We start from the raw sequence: 16,267 nt of genomic DNA, 5'->3' as shown, positions 1-16,267 counted from the left end.
AGAGGTCGGCGGTCGCCGTTTCCACTGCTGGAAACGCGCAGGTCACGGCTGGATCGACCTCGAGAACTCGCTCAAGCAATCCTGCGACGTCTATTACTATGATCTGGCGATGAAAGTCGGGATCGAGAAAATCTCGGCCATGGCGAACCGCTTTGGACTCGGCTGGAAGCACGACCTGCCGCTGTCCTCGGTCGCCGCCGGTCTGGCCCCCACGAAAGAGTGGAAGCAAGCGACCAAGGGCGATTCATGGGTGATCGGCGACACGGTTAATGCCTCTATCGGGCAAGGCTTCACCCTCAGTTCGCCGCTGCAACTGGCGGTGATGACCGCGCGGATCGCCACCAACCGCGCCGTGGTCCCGCGGCTGATCAAATCTATTGACGGTGTCGAACAACCCAGCGGCGCGGGCGAGCCTTTGGGCATGAACGAAAACAACATGCGGCAGGTGCGCAAGGGCATGTATTCGGTGGTAAACGACCGACGCGGCACCGGCTACCGGTCGCGCGTCATCGCCGAGGGTGTGCGCATGGCCGGCAAAAGCGGCACCAGCCAGGTGCGCAACATCACCGCGGCCGAACGCGCGCGCGGGGTCAGCCGCAACGAGGACCTGCCCTGGGAGCGCCGCGACCACGCGCTGTTTGTCGCCTTCGCCCCCTATGACAAGCCACGCTATGCGGTATCGGTGCTGGTGGAACACGGCGGCGGCGGATCGACCGCAGCAGCCCCCATCGCCCGCGATGTCATACTGCAAGCGATCTATGGCGGCGAACCGCCGCTAGAGGCCTACCCCACCGCCGACCGCGGCCGCATCGCCGAGCAGCAAAAAGCCCTGCGCGCGATCCAGCCCCAAGCGGACTTCAGCGGGAAAGACCAAGCATGAGCTACCTTGAATATACGGTCAAACATGTCCCCACGGGCTTTGCCAAGATCCTGCACCTGAACTGGCCGCTGACCATCCTGCTGGCCGCTGTTTCGGGGGTGGGGTTCCTGATGCTCTACTCCGTGGCCGGTGGCAGCTTTACCCCCTGGGCCGAGCCGCAGATGAAACGCTTTGCCCTTGGCATCGCGCTGATGATCGCCGCGGGGATGGTGCCGATCTGGCTTTGGCGAAACCTTGCAGGCGTGGCCTATTTCGGGACCGTGATCCTGCTGATCGGGGTAGAGCTTTTCGGCGCTGTCGGTATGGGCGCGCAGCGCTGGATCGAGATCGGATCGTTTCGCCTGCAACCCTCCGAACTGATGAAGATCACGCTGGTGATGATGCTGGCCGCCTATTACGACTGGCTCCCGCCCAAGAAAACCTCGCGCCCGCTTTGGGTGCTGCTGCCGGTCCTGCTGATCCTGATACCCACGGCACTGGTGCTGAAACAGCCCGACCTGGGCACCGCGATCCTGCTGATGGCAGCGGGCGGAGGGCTGATGTTTCTGGCCGGAGTGCACTGGGGCTATTTCGCCGTGGTCATCACCGGCGCCGTCGGACTGGTGACGGCGGTGTTCCAGTCCCGCGGCACGCCGTGGCAGCTGATCAAGGATTACCAGTTCCGGCGCATTGACACGTTTATCGATCCCAGCACCGACCCGTTGGGCGCAGGGTATCACATCACACAATCCAAGATCGCGCTCGGCTCCGGCGGCTGGACGGGGCGCGGGTTCATGCAAGGCACCCAGTCGCGCCTGAACTTCCTGCCCGAAAAACACACGGACTTCATCTTTACCACCTTGGCCGAGGAGTTCGGCTTTGTCGGCGGGTTCTCCCTGCTGGGTCTCTATGCGCTGATCATCGTCTTCTGCGTCGCGGCGGCGCTGATCAACAAGGACCGTTTCTCGTCGCTGCTGACCCTTGGCATCGCGCTGAACTTCTTTTTGTTCTTCGCGGTGAACATGTCGATGGTAATGGGGCTGGCGCCCGTTGTCGGGGTCCCCTTGCCGCTGGTCAGCTATGGCGGGTCGGCGATGCTGGTGTTGCTGCTGGCTTTTGGCCTTGTACAATCGGCCCATGTCCACCGCCCCAGATAGGAAGCCCATGCCTCTCAATATCCTTTTCGCCGCGCGCCCCGAACGCTGGGTGACGTATGAAACGCCGCTGCGCCAAGCGCTTGATGCCGCGGGGATCGCGGCTCACCTATCAACGGACATCGCCCCGCAGGACGTGGACTACATCGTCTATGCCCCCAACAGCCCCTTGCAGGATTTCACGCCCTACACGCGGGCCAAGGCGGTGCTGAACCTCTGGGCGGGGGTGGAAAACATCACCAATAACCAGACGCTGAAGATTCCTCTGGCGCGGATGGTGGACCCGGGGCTGACCAAGGGGATGGTGGAATGGGTCACGGGCCATGTGATGCGCTATCATCTGGGGCTGGACACGGACATTCGCAAAACGGACACCGATTGGACCCCGCGCACCCCGCCGCTGGCACAGGAACGACAGGTCACTATTCTGGGTCTGGGGGCCTTGGGCGCGGCGGTGGCGGAAACTCTGGTCTATCTGGGGTTCAACGTCACCGGCTGGTCGCGCAGCCCCAAGGACATCGCGGGCGTCACCTGCCTGCATGGGGACGCCGGGCGCGCAGATGCCCTGCGCCGTGCCGAGATCGCGGTGCTGCTGCTGCCCAACACGCCAGATACCGAAAACACGCTGAATGCCGAGACGCTGGCGCAAATGCCCGCTGGTGCCTGTATCATCAACCCGGGCCGCGGCGCGCTGATCGATGACGACGCGCTGCTGGCGGCGCTCGACAGCGGCCAGATCGCCCATGCTACGCTGGATGTGTTCCGTGTCGAACCCCTGCCCGCAGACCACCCCTATTGGGCGCATCCCAAAGTCACCGTCACACCCCACATCGCTGCCGAGACCCGCGCGACAACTGCTGCACAGGCCATCGTCGAAAACATCCGCCGCGGCGAAGCAGGCGAGGATTTCCTGCATCTGGTGGATCGCGCCAAAGGCTACTGACCCGCCCCGTATCGAGGGCGGGATATGAGTTTATTTGGCAAAATGAAGCTGAAGCCGCGCGCCCCTTCATTTTGCCTCTTAAACTCTCGCCGAAGGCAGGCCAGCCGCGGGCGCTCAGCCCGCTGTCAGGCCGCGCCCCTTCAGCAAAGCCTCTACCCCCGGCAACCGGCCACGGAACGCCTTGTACAGTTCCGCCGCGTCCTGACTGCCGCCGGTGGACAGGATGTGCTGCTCTAGCGCGGCGGCGCGGTCGGGATCAAAGGCGCTGCCGGCCTCTTCAAAGGCGGCGAAGGCGTCTGCGTCCATCACTTCGGACTACATGTAGCTATAGTAGCCGCTGGAATAGCCGTCGCCGGAAAAGACATGGGCAAACTGCGGCGTGGCGTGGCGCATGGTGATCGCGGGTGGAATGCCCAGATCGGCCAGCACCTGCGCCTGTTTCTCCATCGGATCGGCAGGTGCCGCACCGTCGTGGAATTCGAGGTCGACCAGCGCAGAGGCGACATATTCGACCGTGGCGAACCCCATGTCGAAATTCGCGGCCCCCAGCACCTTTTCCAGCATCTCGGGCGGCATGGGGTCGCCTGTTTTGGCATGGGTGGCAAATTGGCTGAGCACGTCGGGCACTTCGAGCCAATGTTCGAACAACTGGCTCGGTAGTTCGACAAAGTCACGCGCGACCGATGTGCCGCTCACGGATTCGTAGGTCACATCCGACAGCATCTGGTGCAGCGCATGGCCAAATTCATGAAACAGCGTGCGTGCATCATCATAGGACAGCAGCGCAGGCGCGGCTTTGGCAAAGTTGCACACGTTGATCACGACGGGCGACTGCACGTCGGGGAATTTGCCTGAGACCGCATGGCGCTGCACCACGCGCCCGACCGTTTCGATCCGCGTGCAAAGTAGTCACCGATGAACACCGCCACATGTTCGCCGTTGCGGGTCACTTCCCACGCGCGACAATCGGGGTGATAGAGCGGCACGTCGAGGGGTTTGAATTCGAGAGCGAACAATCGCGTAGCGCAGTCGAAGGCCGCGTCGATCATCCGGTCCAGCTGGAAATACGGTTTCAACGCGGCTTCATCCAGATCATGCTCTGCCACGCGCCGTTTCTGCGCATAGTAGCGCCAGTCCCACGGGGCCAGATCGGCGTTCACGCCATCGTCATGCATCATACGGGTCAGCACCTCGGCGTCCGCCTGCGCTTGGCGTTTTGCCGGGGTCCAGACATCCATCAGCAGCTGGCGCACCGCTTTGGGTGTTTTCGCCATCTCTGTTTCCAGCTTGTAAGCCGCGAAATTGTCATAGCCCAGAAGCTTGGCCCGTTCCTCGCGCAGGGCGAGGATCTCGGCAGCGATGGCGCGGTTATCGGTATCGCCGCCATTGGCCCCGCGGGACTGCCAGGCGAGAAACGCCTTTTCGCGCAGATCGCGGCGCGGCGAGAATTGCAGGAACGGTGTGATCAATGACCGCGAAAGGGTAATGACCGGCCCGCCTGCCTCATTCTCCTCGCCCGCCGCACGGGCGGCATCGATGACAAAGTCGGGCAGCCCTTCCAGATCGGATTCCTCCAATGGCATGAACCACCTGCGTTCATCCGCCAGCAGGTTCTGGGTGAACTGTGTCCCCAGCACCGCCAGCCGGTTCTTGATCTCTTTCATCCGCGCATCATCCGCACCCTCCAGCGCCGCGCCTGCGCGCACAAAGCCGCGGTGGGTCAGCATCAACACCCGTGCCTGTTCGGGCGTCAGATCAAAACTGTCGCGATTTTCCCAGACGGAGGCCACGCGCGCAAACAGCGCCTTGTTGCTTGAGATGTCAGAGAAATGCGCAGAGAGCAGCGGCGAGAATTTGCGCTGCAGGTCTTCGCGCGTGGGGTTGCTGTCGGCCCCTGCGACGGTGAAGAACACGCCCAACACGCGGTCCAGCTGGCTGCCTGCTTCCTCGAGCGCCTCGATCGTGTTGGAAAACGTCGGATCGTATTCGCAGTCGGCGATGGCGTCGATCTCCATCCGGTGCGTCTGCAGGGCCTCGTCCAGCGCGGGGGCGAAATCATCGTCGGAAATCTTGTCGAAAGGGGCGATCTGAAACGGGGTGTCCCAATCCTGTAGCAAAGGGTTTGTCATGGCGGTCTCCTTTACGGATCAAGCTATGCACTGCGGCGGGGCAATACAATCGCAATACCCGCGCACCAAGCCACCATGACGGGTCGTCTAGTCGCCCGCGTTCCCGCAGATCGGACAGTCGTCCCGTTTGGAGACGCCGATCACGCGGTTCTCGCCGTAGAGCGCATCATACATCAGCATTTGACCACGCAGCGGGGCACCGGCACCGGTGATCAGTTTGATCGCCTCGGATGCCATCATCGCGCCGATCACGCCGGGCAAGGGGCCGATCACCCCGGCCTGCGCACAGCTGGGGGCAAGATGGGCCGCCGGGGCCTGCGGGAAGATGCACTGGTAGCATGGCGCGCTCTTGGAGGGGTCAAAGATGCTCAGCTGTCCTTCCCATTGCGACAGCGCCCCCGAGATCAGCGGCAAACCGGCCGCGACACAGGTGCGGTTCACCAGATAGCGCGTGTCGAAATTATCCGTGCCGTCCAGCACCAGATCGTAATCGGCGAAAAGCTCTGCCGCGATGTCTTCCGTCAGGCGGCGGTGATAGGGGCGCACGGTGACAAAGGGGTTCTGCGCCTCCATCTCGGCCTGCGCTGAAAAGACCTTGGGCGTGCCGATGGCGCTGTCCTTGTGGATCACTTGCCGTTGCAGATTGGCATTCTCGACCACGTCGTCGTCGATCACACCAATCGTGCCGACACCAGCCGCCGTCAGGTATTGCAGCACCGGCGCGCCAAGCCCACCTGCGCCAATGACCAGCACCCGCGCCTGCTTCAGCGCCTTCTGCCCCGGTCCGCCGACCTCGCGCAGCACGATGTGGCGGGCATAGCGGTTCAGCTCCGTTTCCGAAAATGTGCCAGTTTGCGCGGCGGGCGTCGGTGCGGCCACCGGTTCGGCGCGGGCGCGCAGGCGGTTCAACACCCAGCTATAGCCAAAGATCAGCAGCAGAAATCCCGTCAGCAGCAGCCACGGAGCTGCCGAGCCACCCGTCGCCACGCGCAAGGGGTGCGCTTGGGGCAGCAAGAGGTTCAACCCGATCACCAGACCAAACAGCATGCCCAACACCACGACGCGCCGTTCGCGCGGCTGGCCGAACGCAGCCCCCGCGCCCCAGATCAACGCGGCCAGTCCCAGCACCAACAGCATCAGACGCCTCCGCCTGTGACATAGGGATGTGGTTGCATGAATGATTGGCGCATAAGGCCCCCGCTTTGTTTCCGGGTGTTCAGACCCTAAAGCGGCAACCTAAGCATTTTTCTGCCGACACCAACCCCAAAGCTACGCCCCGCCCGCCAGAGCGCCGCAAGCGTCGCGCCGCTGCATCAGGTCAAAAGACGCGCTGCCCTTCGACCCATGTCTCGCGCAGGATCGGCAAGCCGTCGAGCCGCGCAAACCGGATCACATCGCCGCGTGCGCCGACCTCTATCGTGCCGCGGTCCGTCAGCCCCACGCTTTGTGCAGGCGCGTGGGTGACCGTCGCCAGCCCGCGCGCCAGATCCCCCCACAGATCCCCCAGTTGCAATGCCGCGATCAACAGGCCCGCGGGCACGTAGTCGGACGACAGGATATCCAGCCGGTCCGCCTTCGCCAGATCAAGGGCGGCGACATTGCCCGAATGCGACCCGCCGCGAATGACGTTGGGCGCGCCCATGATGGTCGCGATCCCATTGGCATGACAGCTATGCGCCGCCTCGATCGTGGTGGGAAACTCGGCAAGCCGGACGCCGTAGCGGTGGCTCGTCTCGACCTGCTCTGCGGTGGTGTCGTCGTGGCTGGCAAGCGCTGCGCCATATCGGGTGGCTGCCGCAACGGTCGCGGCCTCGTGGGTTTTGCCATATTGCTTTTGCACATCGTACAGTGTGTCCACATGACGCTGGAAGGCGGCGGCATCAAAGCTGTGTTTGCCGCGCACATAGGCCTCGAATTTCGACAGATCGCGGAACTGACGCTGACCCGGCGTGTGGTCCATCATCGAGACGATGCCAACGCGATCCTCTGGGCCGAATTCGGCCAGCTCTTCGGCCAGCGTTTCCGAACAGATCTCGGCCCGCAGGTGGATGTGGTGGCTGATCCGCAGGGCTCCGGCGGCGCGCATCGCCAGAATGGTATCGACCATGCCGCGCGCATATCTCTGGTACTGGTGCTCAGCCGAGATCATCGACCCGACGCGGATCGCATCGAACACGGTGGTGATGCCGGTGCCCGCCAGTTCACGGTCATGGGCGAGGATGGCCGCGCGGTGCGGCCAGTCGACCTTGGGGCGCGGCGACATATGCCGTTCCAGATTATCGGTGTGCAATTCGACCAGACCGGGCGCGATGTAGTCGCCCTGCATGTCCTGCGCGCCTTTGGGCACGGCGCTGCCGAAATCGATGTCGGTGATTACCCCGTCTGCGATGCGGAGCGTTCCGGTTTCGACGCGATCCCGCAGGATCAGGCGGGCGTTGGCGAAAATTGTCTCTTGGGTCATGGCATCATCTTCTGATTGGACTGGCCAGCGTCGCAGGCTGTCTGGGAAAGGTGCTGGCGTATCGTGGCAATGGTCTGCGCCAAGGGGCCGCTGTTGTCGATCACCTGATGGGGAATACCGAGGGGCATCGCGAAATCCGCACGGGCCAGACGGCGCTCTATCTCGGCTGTGTCTTCGCGGTTGCGCGCCGTCAGACGGGCAGCGAGGATGTCACGATCCGCCCGCAGCAAGATCACGCAAAACCGCGCAAAGAGAGCCTGTGCCTGTGGCAGGACGGCCCGCGACAGGTTCACCAGCACATCGCGCCCCTGCGCCACCTCCAGCGCGACGGACTGCGGGATGCCGTAGTGCCAACCATGCGCATGCCAGCTGAGGATAAACGCACCGTCATCCTCTGCCTTCCTGAAGGCACGTTCCGACACGCCGTCGAATGCTTCTCCGCCAAGGGTTGCGGGCCGCGAGATCACGCGCCGCGCAAGGCAAAGCGACGGGTCCGCCGCGGCCAGCCCCTCCATCACGCTGTCTTTCCCCACACCAGAAGGCCCGACGACTGCAATGAACCGCCCCGTCATGCGGCAAGCCCCGGGGTGAACCGGGTCACGTCAAACTGCCGGTCGCAAATTTCGTCGCGCGCGGCGTGGTCGTGGAAAATCCCGATGATGGCAACGCCACGCGCCTTCGCCTCTGCGATCATCTTTAGCACGGTGGCGCGGTTCACGGGGTCAAGGCTGGCGGTCGGTTCATCCAGCAATAGCGCGGGATAGGGGTAGGCAAAACCGCGTGCGATATTGACGCGCTGCTGCTCTCCGCCCGAGAAGGTCGTGGGGCTCAGCTGCCACAGACGTTCGGGTATGTTCAGTCTCTGCAACAGGGTTTTCGCCTGCGCTTCGGCAGTGGCGCGGTCCGATCCGGTGGCCATCAGCGGCTCTGCCACCACGTCCAGCGTCGATACCCGTGGCACAACCCGCAGGAACTGGCTGACATAGCCCAATGTGGTGCGGCGCAGCTGGATCACCTGCCTTGGAGCCGCGGTCACGACATCCAGATCGCCCACCATAATGCGCCCCGACTGGGTCAGGTAATTGCCGTAAATCATCCGCATCAGGGTCGATTTACCTGCGCCCGAGGCCCCGACCAAAGCAATACACTCCCCCTGTGCCACCGACAGCGACGCCCCCGCCATAACAGAGATTTCGGCAGCCCCCTGATTGTGCAACACAAAGGATTTCGACACGTTTTCAACAGTAATCATCGGGTTCATACCTGTAGGACAGAGGAAACAAGAAGCTGCGTATAGGCATGCTGCGGATCGTCGAGCACCTGATCGGTCAGCCCGCTTTCGATCACATGGCCGTCTTTCATGACCATCAGCCGGTCGGCCAGCAAACGCACCACAGCCAGATCATGGGTGACGATTATGGCGCTCAGCCCCATCTCGCGCACGAGACCCCGCAGCAGATCCAGCAGCCGCGCCTGCACGCTGACATCCAGACCGCCGGTGGGTTCATCCATGAACACCAACCGCGGGCCTGTCACCAGATTGCGCGCGATCTGCAAGCGCTGTTGCATCCCGCCAGAGAACGCCGTGGGCCGGTCATCAATCCGGTCGGCGCTGATCTCGACGCGGCCCAGCCAGTCGATCGCCTTGTCGCGGATGTCGCCATAGTGGCGGGCGTTCACGGCCATCAGCCGCTCGCCCACATTGCCGCCTGCGCTGACATTCATGCGCAAGCCGTCGCGGGCGTGCTGATGCACAAAGGCCCAGTCGGTGCGCGACAACATACGGCGTTCAGGCTCGCTCATCGTGACCGTATCGCGCAAGCCCTCGGCGCGGGTGTCGAAACGGACGGCCCCGGCGTCAGGCTGCAAATGCCCTGCCAGACAGTTCAGAAGCGTCGACTTGCCCGACCCGCTTTCCCCGACGATGCCCATCACCTCGCCCGGATAAAGATCAAACGACACGTCGGTGCAGCCGATCCGTGCGCCATACATCTTGGCGATGCCTTCCACTTGCAACAAAGGGATCATGCCGCGTCCTCCGCCAAGGGGGCGCCCTGCGCACCCAGATGCCCCGCCGCACGCCGCGCGCCGCAGTAATCCGTATCCGAACACATGAACATCCGACCGCCGGCGTCATCCATGATCAGCTCGTCCAGATAGCTGTCCGTCGCGCCGCATAGGTCACAGGCATGATCCGCCTTGGTCGGCTCGAACGGATAATCGTCAAAGTCCAGACTGACCACCTGCGTATAGGGCGGCACCGCATAGATGCGCTGTTCACGGCCTGCGCCGAACAGTTGGATACCGGCCATCTCGAGCTTGGGGTTATCGAACTTGGGGATCGGGGACGGGTCCATGACATAGCGCCCCTCGACCTTCACCGGATAGGCATAGGCCGTGGCAATCGCGCCGTGCTGGCTGATGTCTTCGTAAAGTTTCACGTGCATCAATCCGTATTCCTCAAGGCTGTGCATCTTGCGTGTCTCGACCTCGGACGGTTCAAGAAACCGCAGGGGTTCGGGGATCGGCACCTGATAGACAAGGATTTGGTCTTCGCGCAGGGGTGTTTCGGGGATGCGGTGACGGGTCTGGATAACGCTGGCCTCTGTGGTGGCCTCGGTCACGGCGACACCCGCCGTTTTCTCGAAAAACCGCCTGATAGAGACTGCATTGGTCGTATCATCGGCCCCCTGATCGATCACCTTGAACCGGTCTTCGGGCGTCAGTACCGCTGCCGAAACCTGCACACCGCCCGTGCCCCAGCCGTAGGGCATCGGCATCTCTCGGCTGGCAAAAGGCACCTGATACCCCGGTATCGCCAATCCTTTCAGTATCGCGCGGCGGATCATGCGCTTGGTCTGCTCGTCCAGATAGGCGAAGTTATAGTCGCTCATGACGCCACCCCTTCCTTCATTTTGCCCTTTAAACTCCCCCCGGAGGGGCCCTCCCCCTCGGTCTGTCCCGCCGCTTGCTCTGATGCCTGTGCCTCGCGGCGCAGTTTGCGGATCAGCTCCAGTTCGGATTGGAAGTCGACGTAGTGGGGCAGTTTGATATGCTCCAGAAACCCGGTCGCCTGGATGTTGTCGGCGTGATACAGCACGAATTCCTCGTCCTGCGCGGGGGCACCTAGGTTATCCTCGCCCAGTTCTTTCCAGCGCAACGCGCGGTCGACCAGCGCCATAGAGATCGCCTTGCGCTCCGTCATCCCGAAGACCAGCCCGTAGCCGCGCGTGAATTGCGGCGGTTCGGTTTTCGAGCCTTTGAACTGGTTGACGGTTTCGCATTCGGTCAGGGTGATCTCGCCGATGTCGATGGCAAAGCCGAGCTCGGGGATCTCCATCTCGACCGCAACCGCGCCGATGCGCAGCTCTGCTACAAAGGCGTGGTTGCGCGCATAGCCCCGTTGGGTGGAATACGCCATGCCAAGGATAAACCCCTCATCCCCCCGTGTTAGAGCCTGCAAACGCAGGGCACGGCTCGCCGGAAGCTCCAGCGGGCTGCGGGTCAGATCGTCCGGTGTGCCCGCCCCTGCGGGTTCCGACTGGATCAGATCCTCACGGTCAAGGAACCCCATGATATGCGGCGTTTCGCCTGCATTAGGCTCTGTTTGCGGCATCTCGCCAAGCGCGCCATCGGCGGCGAGTTTAAAGTCCAGCAGACGGTGGGTGTAGTCAAATGTCGGCCCCAGTACTTGCCCACCGGGTGCATCCTTGAACGTGGCAGACACGCGGCGGTCGCAGGCCATGGTGGCCGTATCCACCGGGTTAGAGCCGCCAAAACGCGGCAACGTGGTACGATAGGCGCGGATCAGAAAGATCGCCTCTATCAGATCACCGCGCGATTGTTTGATCGCCAGCGCGGCAAGGTCGGGATCATACAGCGACCCTTCCGCCATCACCCGATTAACGGCGAGCGTCATCTGCTCGCGGATCTGGTCTACCCCCAGTTCCGCCACATCGCGGTCCCCGCGCCGTTCCTCGGCCAGCCAGGCATGGGCGTTGTCGATGGCGCGTTCGCCCCCTTTGACAGCAACATACATCAGCGGACCCTCGTCGTGCGTGGCAGCGCGGCAAGCCGGTTTGCGCAGGTGAACATGAAATCCAGCCCCAGCGGGAACAGCGCGGCGTTGCGTTGGAACGCGGCAGTATCCGGCAGCGACAGGCTGGCGGTATCCTTGATGCCCGGCCCGCTTAGGGTCGCACCCAGAGACGTGAGGTCTGGCATCTCGACAACCACCGTCGCCGAGCGGTCGGGATATTCGGCAGTGCCGATGGCAAATTCGCAGAGCGGGAGATCATCCCACGCCCCGACGGCAAACATCGCCTGTGCGGGCGGCACAAAGGGCGCGCCGGTCTGAAAGGTGATCCAATCGCGCACATCCTGGGTGTCAAAAGCGGTGCCGAGATAGATTGGCGTATCGGGATCACACAGCGTCAGGATCGCGGTGCCCGCCGCCGCGCCAAGCGGGGCGGGCGGTGTGGCCCCAGAGACGTCACAGATCGTCCCCGGGCGCGCCATGGCGGTCATCAGCCCGCGAAAGGCGCGGGCGGCGTCGATCGGGGCGTCGGTAAAGCCGCCCTCCAAAGCATGGGTCTGCATCAGTCTTCCCCTCGTACCATCGTAAAGAAATCCACCTTGGTCGCCGCCGCCTTGGCCGCGCGCGTGGCCTTGGCCGTGTCACGCCCCTTACGCAGGGGCGCGAGGATCGCGGCCTCTACCTGCGCCGCCGCGTCGGTTTGCATCAACGCGTCAATCAGCGCCGTCTGCAGCGCGTGGTCCTTGCTGCGGCCCTGCACATAGCCATGACCCACCGTACCGCAGACCAGTTTGACTGACGCACGGGTGACAGACATCTCGCCAAGGTTGAACGCGGCGCCGACAGCCCCTGCCCGACCGCGCACCATTACGCCGCCAATTTCCGGCGCGCGCAGAATGCTGTGATCAGGGTGGGTGCCATAGGCGGCCCAAAGGCGCGCGACCTCGGCGGCGGGGGATTTGGCAAGCAGACCCAACCATGCCTTACGCGGCGCATGAGGGTCGATTTCTGAGTTCATCATATTCATCTAGACACCTTTTCGAGTTGTCTATACAACTAGACAAATACTACCTGTGACGCCGATCAGCGCCAAGCCCTCCTTTTGCGAAATATTTGTGACATGCCCCAACGCACCCCGATCTGGACCGCCATCGCCCATAGTCTGCGCAGCGACATCGCAGCGGGTGTCTATGGCCCCGACGACAAGCTGCCGACCGAAAGCGCGCTGGCGGCGCGGTTCGGAGTGAACCGGCATACGGTGCGGCACGCGATCAAGGCGCTGGCGGGCGAAGGGCTGGTGTTGCCGCGGCGCGGTGCGGGGGTGTTCGTGACCTCGACCCCCACCGATTACCCCATCGGCCGCCGCGTGCGGTTTCACCAGAACCTGTCGGCGCAGGGGCGGATGCCAAGCAAGGAGTTCCTGACGTTGGAAACCCGCACAGCGCGCCCCGAAGAAAGCGACGCACTTGCGCTGGCGCAGAACGCACAGGTGCAGGTCTGCGAGGGGCTGTCCTTTGCCGACGGTCAGGTAATCGCGCTGTTTCGCAGCGTCTTCTCTGCCGCGCGCTTCCCCGACATGCTGGCGCATCTTGAACACGCGCAATCGGTGACGGCGGCGCTGCGGCTCGGGGGCGTGACGGATTATACCCGCGCATCAACCCGCATCAACGCCAAGCTCGCCAGCGCCACCCAGGCGCTGCATCTGCGCGTGGCCGAGGGCGCGCCGATCTTGCGCACGATCAACCTGAATGTGGATGATCAAGGGCAACCGCTGGAATACGGGCGCACGTGGTTTGCGGGGGACAAGGTGACCCTGACACTGGCAGATACCTGAAATCCCGTGGCGTTATTCGTAGCGCTCCAGAAATGCCTCAGCTGACAGCGTGCGGAAATCATCCAGCGCGCGGTGCAAGGCGTCATGGGGCCAGTCCCACCATGCCAGCGCCATCATCCGGTCAGCGATGCCCGCGCTGAACCGCGCCCGCAGCGGCACCGCTGGAATACCCGCGACGATCATATAGGGGGCGACATCCTTGGTCACGATGGCCCCACCCGCAACAACCGCGCCATGGCCGATCGTTACCTCTGGCCGCACCTGTGCCCCATTGCCAAGCCATGTGTCATGGCCAAGGGTAACGCGCCGGCTGCGACGGTGAGCGAACCAAGCGTCATCGTCAGCCGCGCCGTCAAAGTAGTCGCCCGCGCGGTAGTGAAAGTGATGCAGGCTGGCTTTTTCCATCGGGTGGTCTGTGGCCCCGATCCGCACATAGGCCGCGATGTTCGAGAATTTGCCCACGGTGGTGTTGGCAATGTCGGCGTAGCGGTCGCAATAGCTGTAATCGCCAAGCTGGCTGTGGGCGATCCGCGACCCGCGCCCGATCTCTGTATAGGCTCCGAATGTGGCATCTTTGATCTCGCAGTCGGGGTGGATGAAGGGGCTGTCGGCAGTCAGGCGCGGCATCAGTGACCGCCCTCGTCACCGTTGATCAGCTTGCGGCGCAGCCAGCCCGAGAAACTGTCCATCGCCATGACCATGAGCACGATCAGCACGATGTAATAGGTCACCTCTTCCCAGTCCTTCTGGGTGGCAATCGCCTGCGTCAGCAGCAGACCGATGCCGCCGCCGGTGATCGCCCCGATGATCGTCGCAGAGCGGGTGTTGGATTCAAGGAAATAGAGGACCTGGCTGAGCAGCACGGGCACGATCTGCGGCAGCACCCCAAAACGGTAGCGTTGCAGCGGCTTGGCCCCGGTAGAGGCGATACCTTCGATCTGTTTGCCGTCCACATTCTCCAGCGCTTCCGAGAACATCTTGCCGAAAGACCCTGTGTCGGTCAGCAGGATCGCCAAGGCACCGGTCAGCGGCCCCGGCCCGAAGGCGCGCGACAGGACGATGGTCCAGATCAGCCCGTCGACACCACGCAGGAAATCGAACATCCGCCGTGCGGCAAAGCGCAAGGACCGCAGCGGGGTAAAGTTCTTGGCCGCAAGGAACCCCAGCGGGAGGGCGATGATCGCCGCGCCGAATGTGCCCAGAAAGGCCATCAGCAAAGTCTCGTAAAGCGCCCAGGCCACATCACTGTGCCGCCACATGCGGTTGGTCCAGAAGTCATGGAAGATCGCGCCCGCTTCACCGCTGAACGCACGCCCCATCAGCGCGACCGGGCCCAGCCCGTGATAGGGGCTGTCGAGCGTGAAAAAGAACAGCTCCCACCCGTAGTCGTATTTGAACACCTCGGTCCGGTTGCGGGTGATCGTCAGCCGCCCGGCCTCCGTGTTGATCATCACGCGGTTCTTGGACGCGCTGATGTAGTCGGGGATGTCGCCGGGCGGGAATGTCGCCTGAACGCCGCGCTGCCCCGGCTCGGCCATGACCGTGCCGTAGCCCGGGATGTCATAGCTGACCTGCGGGCCAAAGGTCACGATATGCCCGCCCCCCAGATCCGCGACAGGGCGATCCCCCAACGTGACCCAATCGGGGGCCGTGCCGGCTTCATATGCGCCCTTACGCTCGCCTTCGATCGCGACGGAAAACGCGCCGTCGCGGTTGTCCTGCGTGACATGGGTCTTGTAGCTATAGGCATCGGCCACCAGCGTGCGGGCATTGCCCACGTTGATCCGATCCCCCAGCCCCGGAATATCGAAGGCAAAGAAGATATAGACGAAATAGGCCAGAACGATCACGGGCAGCGCCAGCGCAGCCATCCGCTTGCGCGAGAAATGGACCATCGTCTGGGTGTGAAGGGCGGTCGCGGTCATAGGGTCACCTTTGCGCTCGGCAGGCCGTGGGTCAGACGGTTACGGAAAACAGAAGAAAGCTGGTCGACGATCACAATCGTCAGGAACAGCAGCAGGAAGATGGCAGCGGCCTCGTCGAATTTGCCCTGCCCCCAGCTCATGGTGTTGCGCAGGTCATAGCCGATGCCCCCTGCCCCGACGAAGCCAAGGATCGCAGAGGCGCGGATGTTGATCTCGAACCGCAGGAGCGCATAGCTGATGTAGTTCGGGGCCACCTGCGGGATCACGCCAAGCCACATGCGCTGGCTCCACCCCGCCCCGACAGAGGCAAGCCCCTCTACCGGTTTGAGCGATGCGTTTTCATTCACCTCCGAGAACAATTTGCCCAAGGCACCGATGGTATGCAGCGCGATGGCGATCATCGCAGGCACCGGCCCGCCCCCCAGCAGAAAGATCAGCACCAGCGCGATGACAATCTCGGGTATGGCGCGCAACAGATCCAATACGCGGCGCAAAGGGCCCACGAGCCACGGCACCGGGGCCAGCCCGCGTGTGACCATCAGCGACAAGAACAGTCCGACCATCGCCCCCAGCAGGGTCGAGGCGGCGGCGATATTCACCGTCTCTATCAGCGACGGCAGATATTTCGCCATATAGCCGGGCAACAGGTGCCCGCGTTCTATCGCTTCGCCGATCACATCGGCGGGGAAATCCAGAATATTCGGCAAGCCGTCCCAGAACCCGCCCGCATTGCGGTTGCCTGCGGTGTTAAATCCACCCACCAGCAGCGCTACGAAAAGGATCAGCAGCACCAGATTCATCCAGCGTTTTGATCGGGCCAGTGCCAGATAGTTTTCCTGAATCCCTGCCAGGTCGGGGTCGGTTTGCGATGTCGCGGTCATGGGAAGCCCTTACGTAAAAATGCTGGCCCCGATGCGGATCGGAGC

General features: G+C 63.1%; 16 protein-coding genes and 1 pseudogene. 4 read left to right on the top strand and 13 right to left on the bottom strand.

Features of this window, described 5'->3' with window-relative positions:
• The 3 genes from B3849_RS09140 to B3849_RS09130 all read left to right on the top strand — a co-directional run.
• On the top strand, positions 1-880 hold an 880-nt coding region (locus tag B3849_RS09140), incomplete at its 5' end, for a penicillin-binding transpeptidase domain-containing protein (protein WP_286780038.1).
• Positions 877-2,016, top strand: a complete 1,140-nt coding sequence (rodA, locus tag B3849_RS09135; RefSeq protein ID WP_005851324.1) for a rod shape-determining protein RodA — start codon at positions 877-879, stop codon at positions 2,014-2,016. The genes B3849_RS09140 and rodA, both read left to right, overlap by 4 nt.
• Positions 2,017-2,023: 7 nt before the next feature.
• Positions 2,024-2,956 carry a 2-hydroxyacid dehydrogenase gene (locus B3849_RS09130; protein ID WP_278424846.1) on the top strand — a complete coding sequence of 311 codons (933 nt, stop codon included), beginning with the start codon at positions 2,024-2,026 and terminating at the stop codon, positions 2,954-2,956.
• A gap of 114 nt (positions 2,957-3,070) precedes the next feature.
• Here the strand turns inward: B3849_RS09130 and B3849_RS09125 are convergent.
• From B3849_RS09125 to phnG, 10 genes and pseudogenes are all read right to left on the bottom strand, one after another.
• A pseudogene (locus B3849_RS09125) lies at positions 3,071-5,085 on the bottom strand (M3 family metallopeptidase).
• 87 nt (positions 5,086-5,172) lie between these two features.
• Positions 5,173-6,222, bottom strand: a complete 1,050-nt coding sequence (locus tag B3849_RS09120; protein WP_278424844.1) for a HesA/MoeB/ThiF family protein — start codon at positions 6,220-6,222, stop codon at positions 5,173-5,175.
• A gap of 181 nt (positions 6,223-6,403) precedes the next feature.
• Entirely contained in the window at positions 6,404-7,546 is a 1,143-nt protein-coding gene (locus tag B3849_RS09115; RefSeq protein ID WP_278424843.1) for an alpha-D-ribose 1-methylphosphonate 5-triphosphate diphosphatase, read from the bottom strand.
• The gene (phnN, locus tag B3849_RS09110) at positions 7,543-8,118 is read right to left on the bottom strand and encodes a phosphonate metabolism protein/1,5-bisphosphokinase (PRPP-forming) PhnN (protein ID WP_278424842.1); all 576 of its coding nucleotides are present in this window, start codon (positions 8,116-8,118) and stop codon (positions 7,543-7,545) included. Before phnN ends, B3849_RS09115 begins: the two co-directional genes overlap by 4 nt.
• Complete coding sequence (gene phnL / locus B3849_RS09105) at positions 8,115-8,798, bottom strand: phosphonate C-P lyase system protein PhnL (RefSeq protein ID WP_278424841.1); 684 nt, start codon at positions 8,796-8,798, stop codon at positions 8,115-8,117. The genes phnN and phnL overlap by 4 nt, the downstream gene beginning before the upstream one ends.
• Before the next feature lie 5 nt (positions 8,799-8,803).
• Positions 8,804-9,574: a phosphonate C-P lyase system protein PhnK gene (gene phnK / locus B3849_RS09100; protein WP_184583261.1), complete on the bottom strand. Its 771-nt coding sequence runs from the start codon at positions 9,572-9,574 to the stop codon at positions 8,804-8,806.
• Positions 9,571-10,440: an alpha-D-ribose 1-methylphosphonate 5-phosphate C-P-lyase PhnJ gene (locus tag B3849_RS09095; RefSeq protein ID WP_005851308.1), complete on the bottom strand. Its 870-nt coding sequence runs from the start codon at positions 10,438-10,440 to the stop codon at positions 9,571-9,573. The genes phnK and B3849_RS09095 overlap by 4 nt, the downstream gene beginning before the upstream one ends.
• On the bottom strand, positions 10,437-11,585 hold the full coding sequence (locus B3849_RS09090; RefSeq protein WP_278424840.1) for a carbon-phosphorus lyase complex subunit PhnI: 1,149 nt from the start codon (positions 11,583-11,585) through the stop codon (positions 10,437-10,439). Before B3849_RS09090 ends, B3849_RS09095 begins: the two co-directional genes overlap by 4 nt.
• Positions 11,585-12,145, bottom strand: coding sequence for a phosphonate C-P lyase system protein PhnH (phnH, locus tag B3849_RS09085; protein ID WP_278424839.1), 561 nt, complete (start codon positions 12,143-12,145; stop codon positions 11,585-11,587). Before phnH ends, B3849_RS09090 begins: the two co-directional genes overlap by 1 nt.
• Positions 12,145-12,600: a phosphonate C-P lyase system protein PhnG gene (phnG, locus tag B3849_RS09080; protein ID WP_399268630.1), complete on the bottom strand. Its 456-nt coding sequence runs from the start codon at positions 12,598-12,600 to the stop codon at positions 12,145-12,147. Before phnG ends, phnH begins: the two co-directional genes overlap by 1 nt.
• 102 nt (positions 12,601-12,702) lie before the next feature.
• Between phnG and phnF the strand changes: the two genes are divergently transcribed.
• Entirely contained in the window at positions 12,703-13,416 is a 714-nt protein-coding gene (gene phnF, locus B3849_RS09075; RefSeq protein WP_180828657.1) for a phosphonate metabolism transcriptional regulator PhnF, read from the top strand.
• Between the two features lie 12 nt (positions 13,417-13,428).
• Here the strand turns inward: phnF and B3849_RS09070 are convergent, their stop codons facing one another.
• Genes B3849_RS09070 through phnE (B3849_RS09060) form a run of 3 tightly spaced genes read right to left on the bottom strand, consistent with a single transcriptional unit; the run spans position 13,429 to position 16,222 of the window.
• On the bottom strand, positions 13,429-14,043 hold the full coding sequence (locus tag B3849_RS09070) for a chloramphenicol acetyltransferase (RefSeq protein WP_037964872.1): 615 nt from the start codon (positions 14,041-14,043) through the stop codon (positions 13,429-13,431).
• Positions 14,043-15,341 (bottom strand): phosphonate ABC transporter, permease protein PhnE, encoded by a 1,299-nt coding sequence (gene phnE, locus B3849_RS09065; RefSeq protein WP_037943149.1) that lies wholly within the window; start codon positions 15,339-15,341, stop codon positions 14,043-14,045. The genes B3849_RS09070 and phnE (B3849_RS09065) overlap by 1 nt, the downstream gene beginning before the upstream one ends.
• Positions 15,338-16,222: a phosphonate ABC transporter, permease protein PhnE gene (phnE, locus tag B3849_RS09060; protein WP_005851294.1), complete on the bottom strand. Its 885-nt coding sequence runs from the start codon at positions 16,220-16,222 to the stop codon at positions 15,338-15,340. Before phnE (B3849_RS09060) ends, phnE (B3849_RS09065) begins: the two co-directional genes overlap by 4 nt.
• Positions 16,223-16,267 lie beyond the last annotated feature (45 nt).

The organism is Sulfitobacter sp. UBA4523, from assembly GCF_002388305.1.
GTDB classification, from domain to species: Bacteria; Pseudomonadota; Alphaproteobacteria; order Rhodobacterales; family Rhodobacteraceae; genus Sulfitobacter; species Sulfitobacter pontiacus.
This window is presented reverse-complemented; position numbering and strand designations above follow the sequence as displayed.

What these genes read in the sequence shown, in the direction of transcription:
- B3849_RS09095 (WP_005851308.1), bottom strand. Translation starts at nt 10,440, where the DNA reads ATGAGCGACTATAACTTCGCCTATCTGGACGAGCAGACCAAGCGCATG.
- phnN (WP_278424842.1), bottom strand. Translation starts at nt 8,118, where the DNA reads ATGACGGGGCGGTTCATTGCAGTCGTCGGGCCTTCTGGTGTGGGGAAA.
- rodA (WP_005851324.1), top strand. Translation starts at nt 877, where the DNA reads ATGAGCTACCTTGAATATACGGTCAAACATGTCCCCACGGGCTTTGCC.
- phnK (WP_184583261.1), bottom strand. Translation starts at nt 9,574, where the DNA reads ATGATCCCTTTGTTGCAAGTGGAAGGCATCGCCAAGATGTATGGCGCA.
- B3849_RS09090 (WP_278424840.1), bottom strand. Translation starts at nt 11,585, where the DNA reads ATGTATGTTGCTGTCAAAGGGGGCGAACGCGCCATCGACAACGCCCAT.
- phnF (WP_180828657.1), top strand. Translation starts at nt 12,703, where the DNA reads ATGCCCCAACGCACCCCGATCTGGACCGCCATCGCCCATAGTCTGCGC.
- phnL (WP_278424841.1), bottom strand. Translation starts at nt 8,798, where the DNA reads ATGATTACTGTTGAAAACGTGTCGAAATCCTTTGTGTTGCACAATCAG.
- phnG (WP_399268630.1), bottom strand. Translation starts at nt 12,600, where the DNA reads ATGAACTCAGAAATCGACCCTCATGCGCCGCGTAAGGCATGGTTGGGT.
- phnE (WP_005851294.1), bottom strand. Translation starts at nt 16,222, where the DNA reads ATGACCGCGACATCGCAAACCGACCCCGACCTGGCAGGGATTCAGGAA.
- B3849_RS09070 (WP_037964872.1), bottom strand. Translation starts at nt 14,043, where the DNA reads ATGCCGCGCCTGACTGCCGACAGCCCCTTCATCCACCCCGACTGCGAG.
- B3849_RS09120 (WP_278424844.1), bottom strand. Translation starts at nt 6,222, where the DNA reads ATGCTGTTGGTGCTGGGACTGGCCGCGTTGATCTGGGGCGCGGGGGCT.
- B3849_RS09115 (WP_278424843.1), bottom strand. Translation starts at nt 7,546, where the DNA reads ATGACCCAAGAGACAATTTTCGCCAACGCCCGCCTGATCCTGCGGGAT.
- B3849_RS09130 (WP_278424846.1), top strand. Translation starts at nt 2,024, where the DNA reads ATGCCTCTCAATATCCTTTTCGCCGCGCGCCCCGAACGCTGGGTGACG.
- phnE (WP_037943149.1), bottom strand. Translation starts at nt 15,341, where the DNA reads ATGACCGCGACCGCCCTTCACACCCAGACGATGGTCCATTTCTCGCGC.
- phnH (WP_278424839.1), bottom strand. Translation starts at nt 12,145, where the DNA reads ATGCAGACCCATGCTTTGGAGGGCGGCTTTACCGACGCCCCGATCGAC.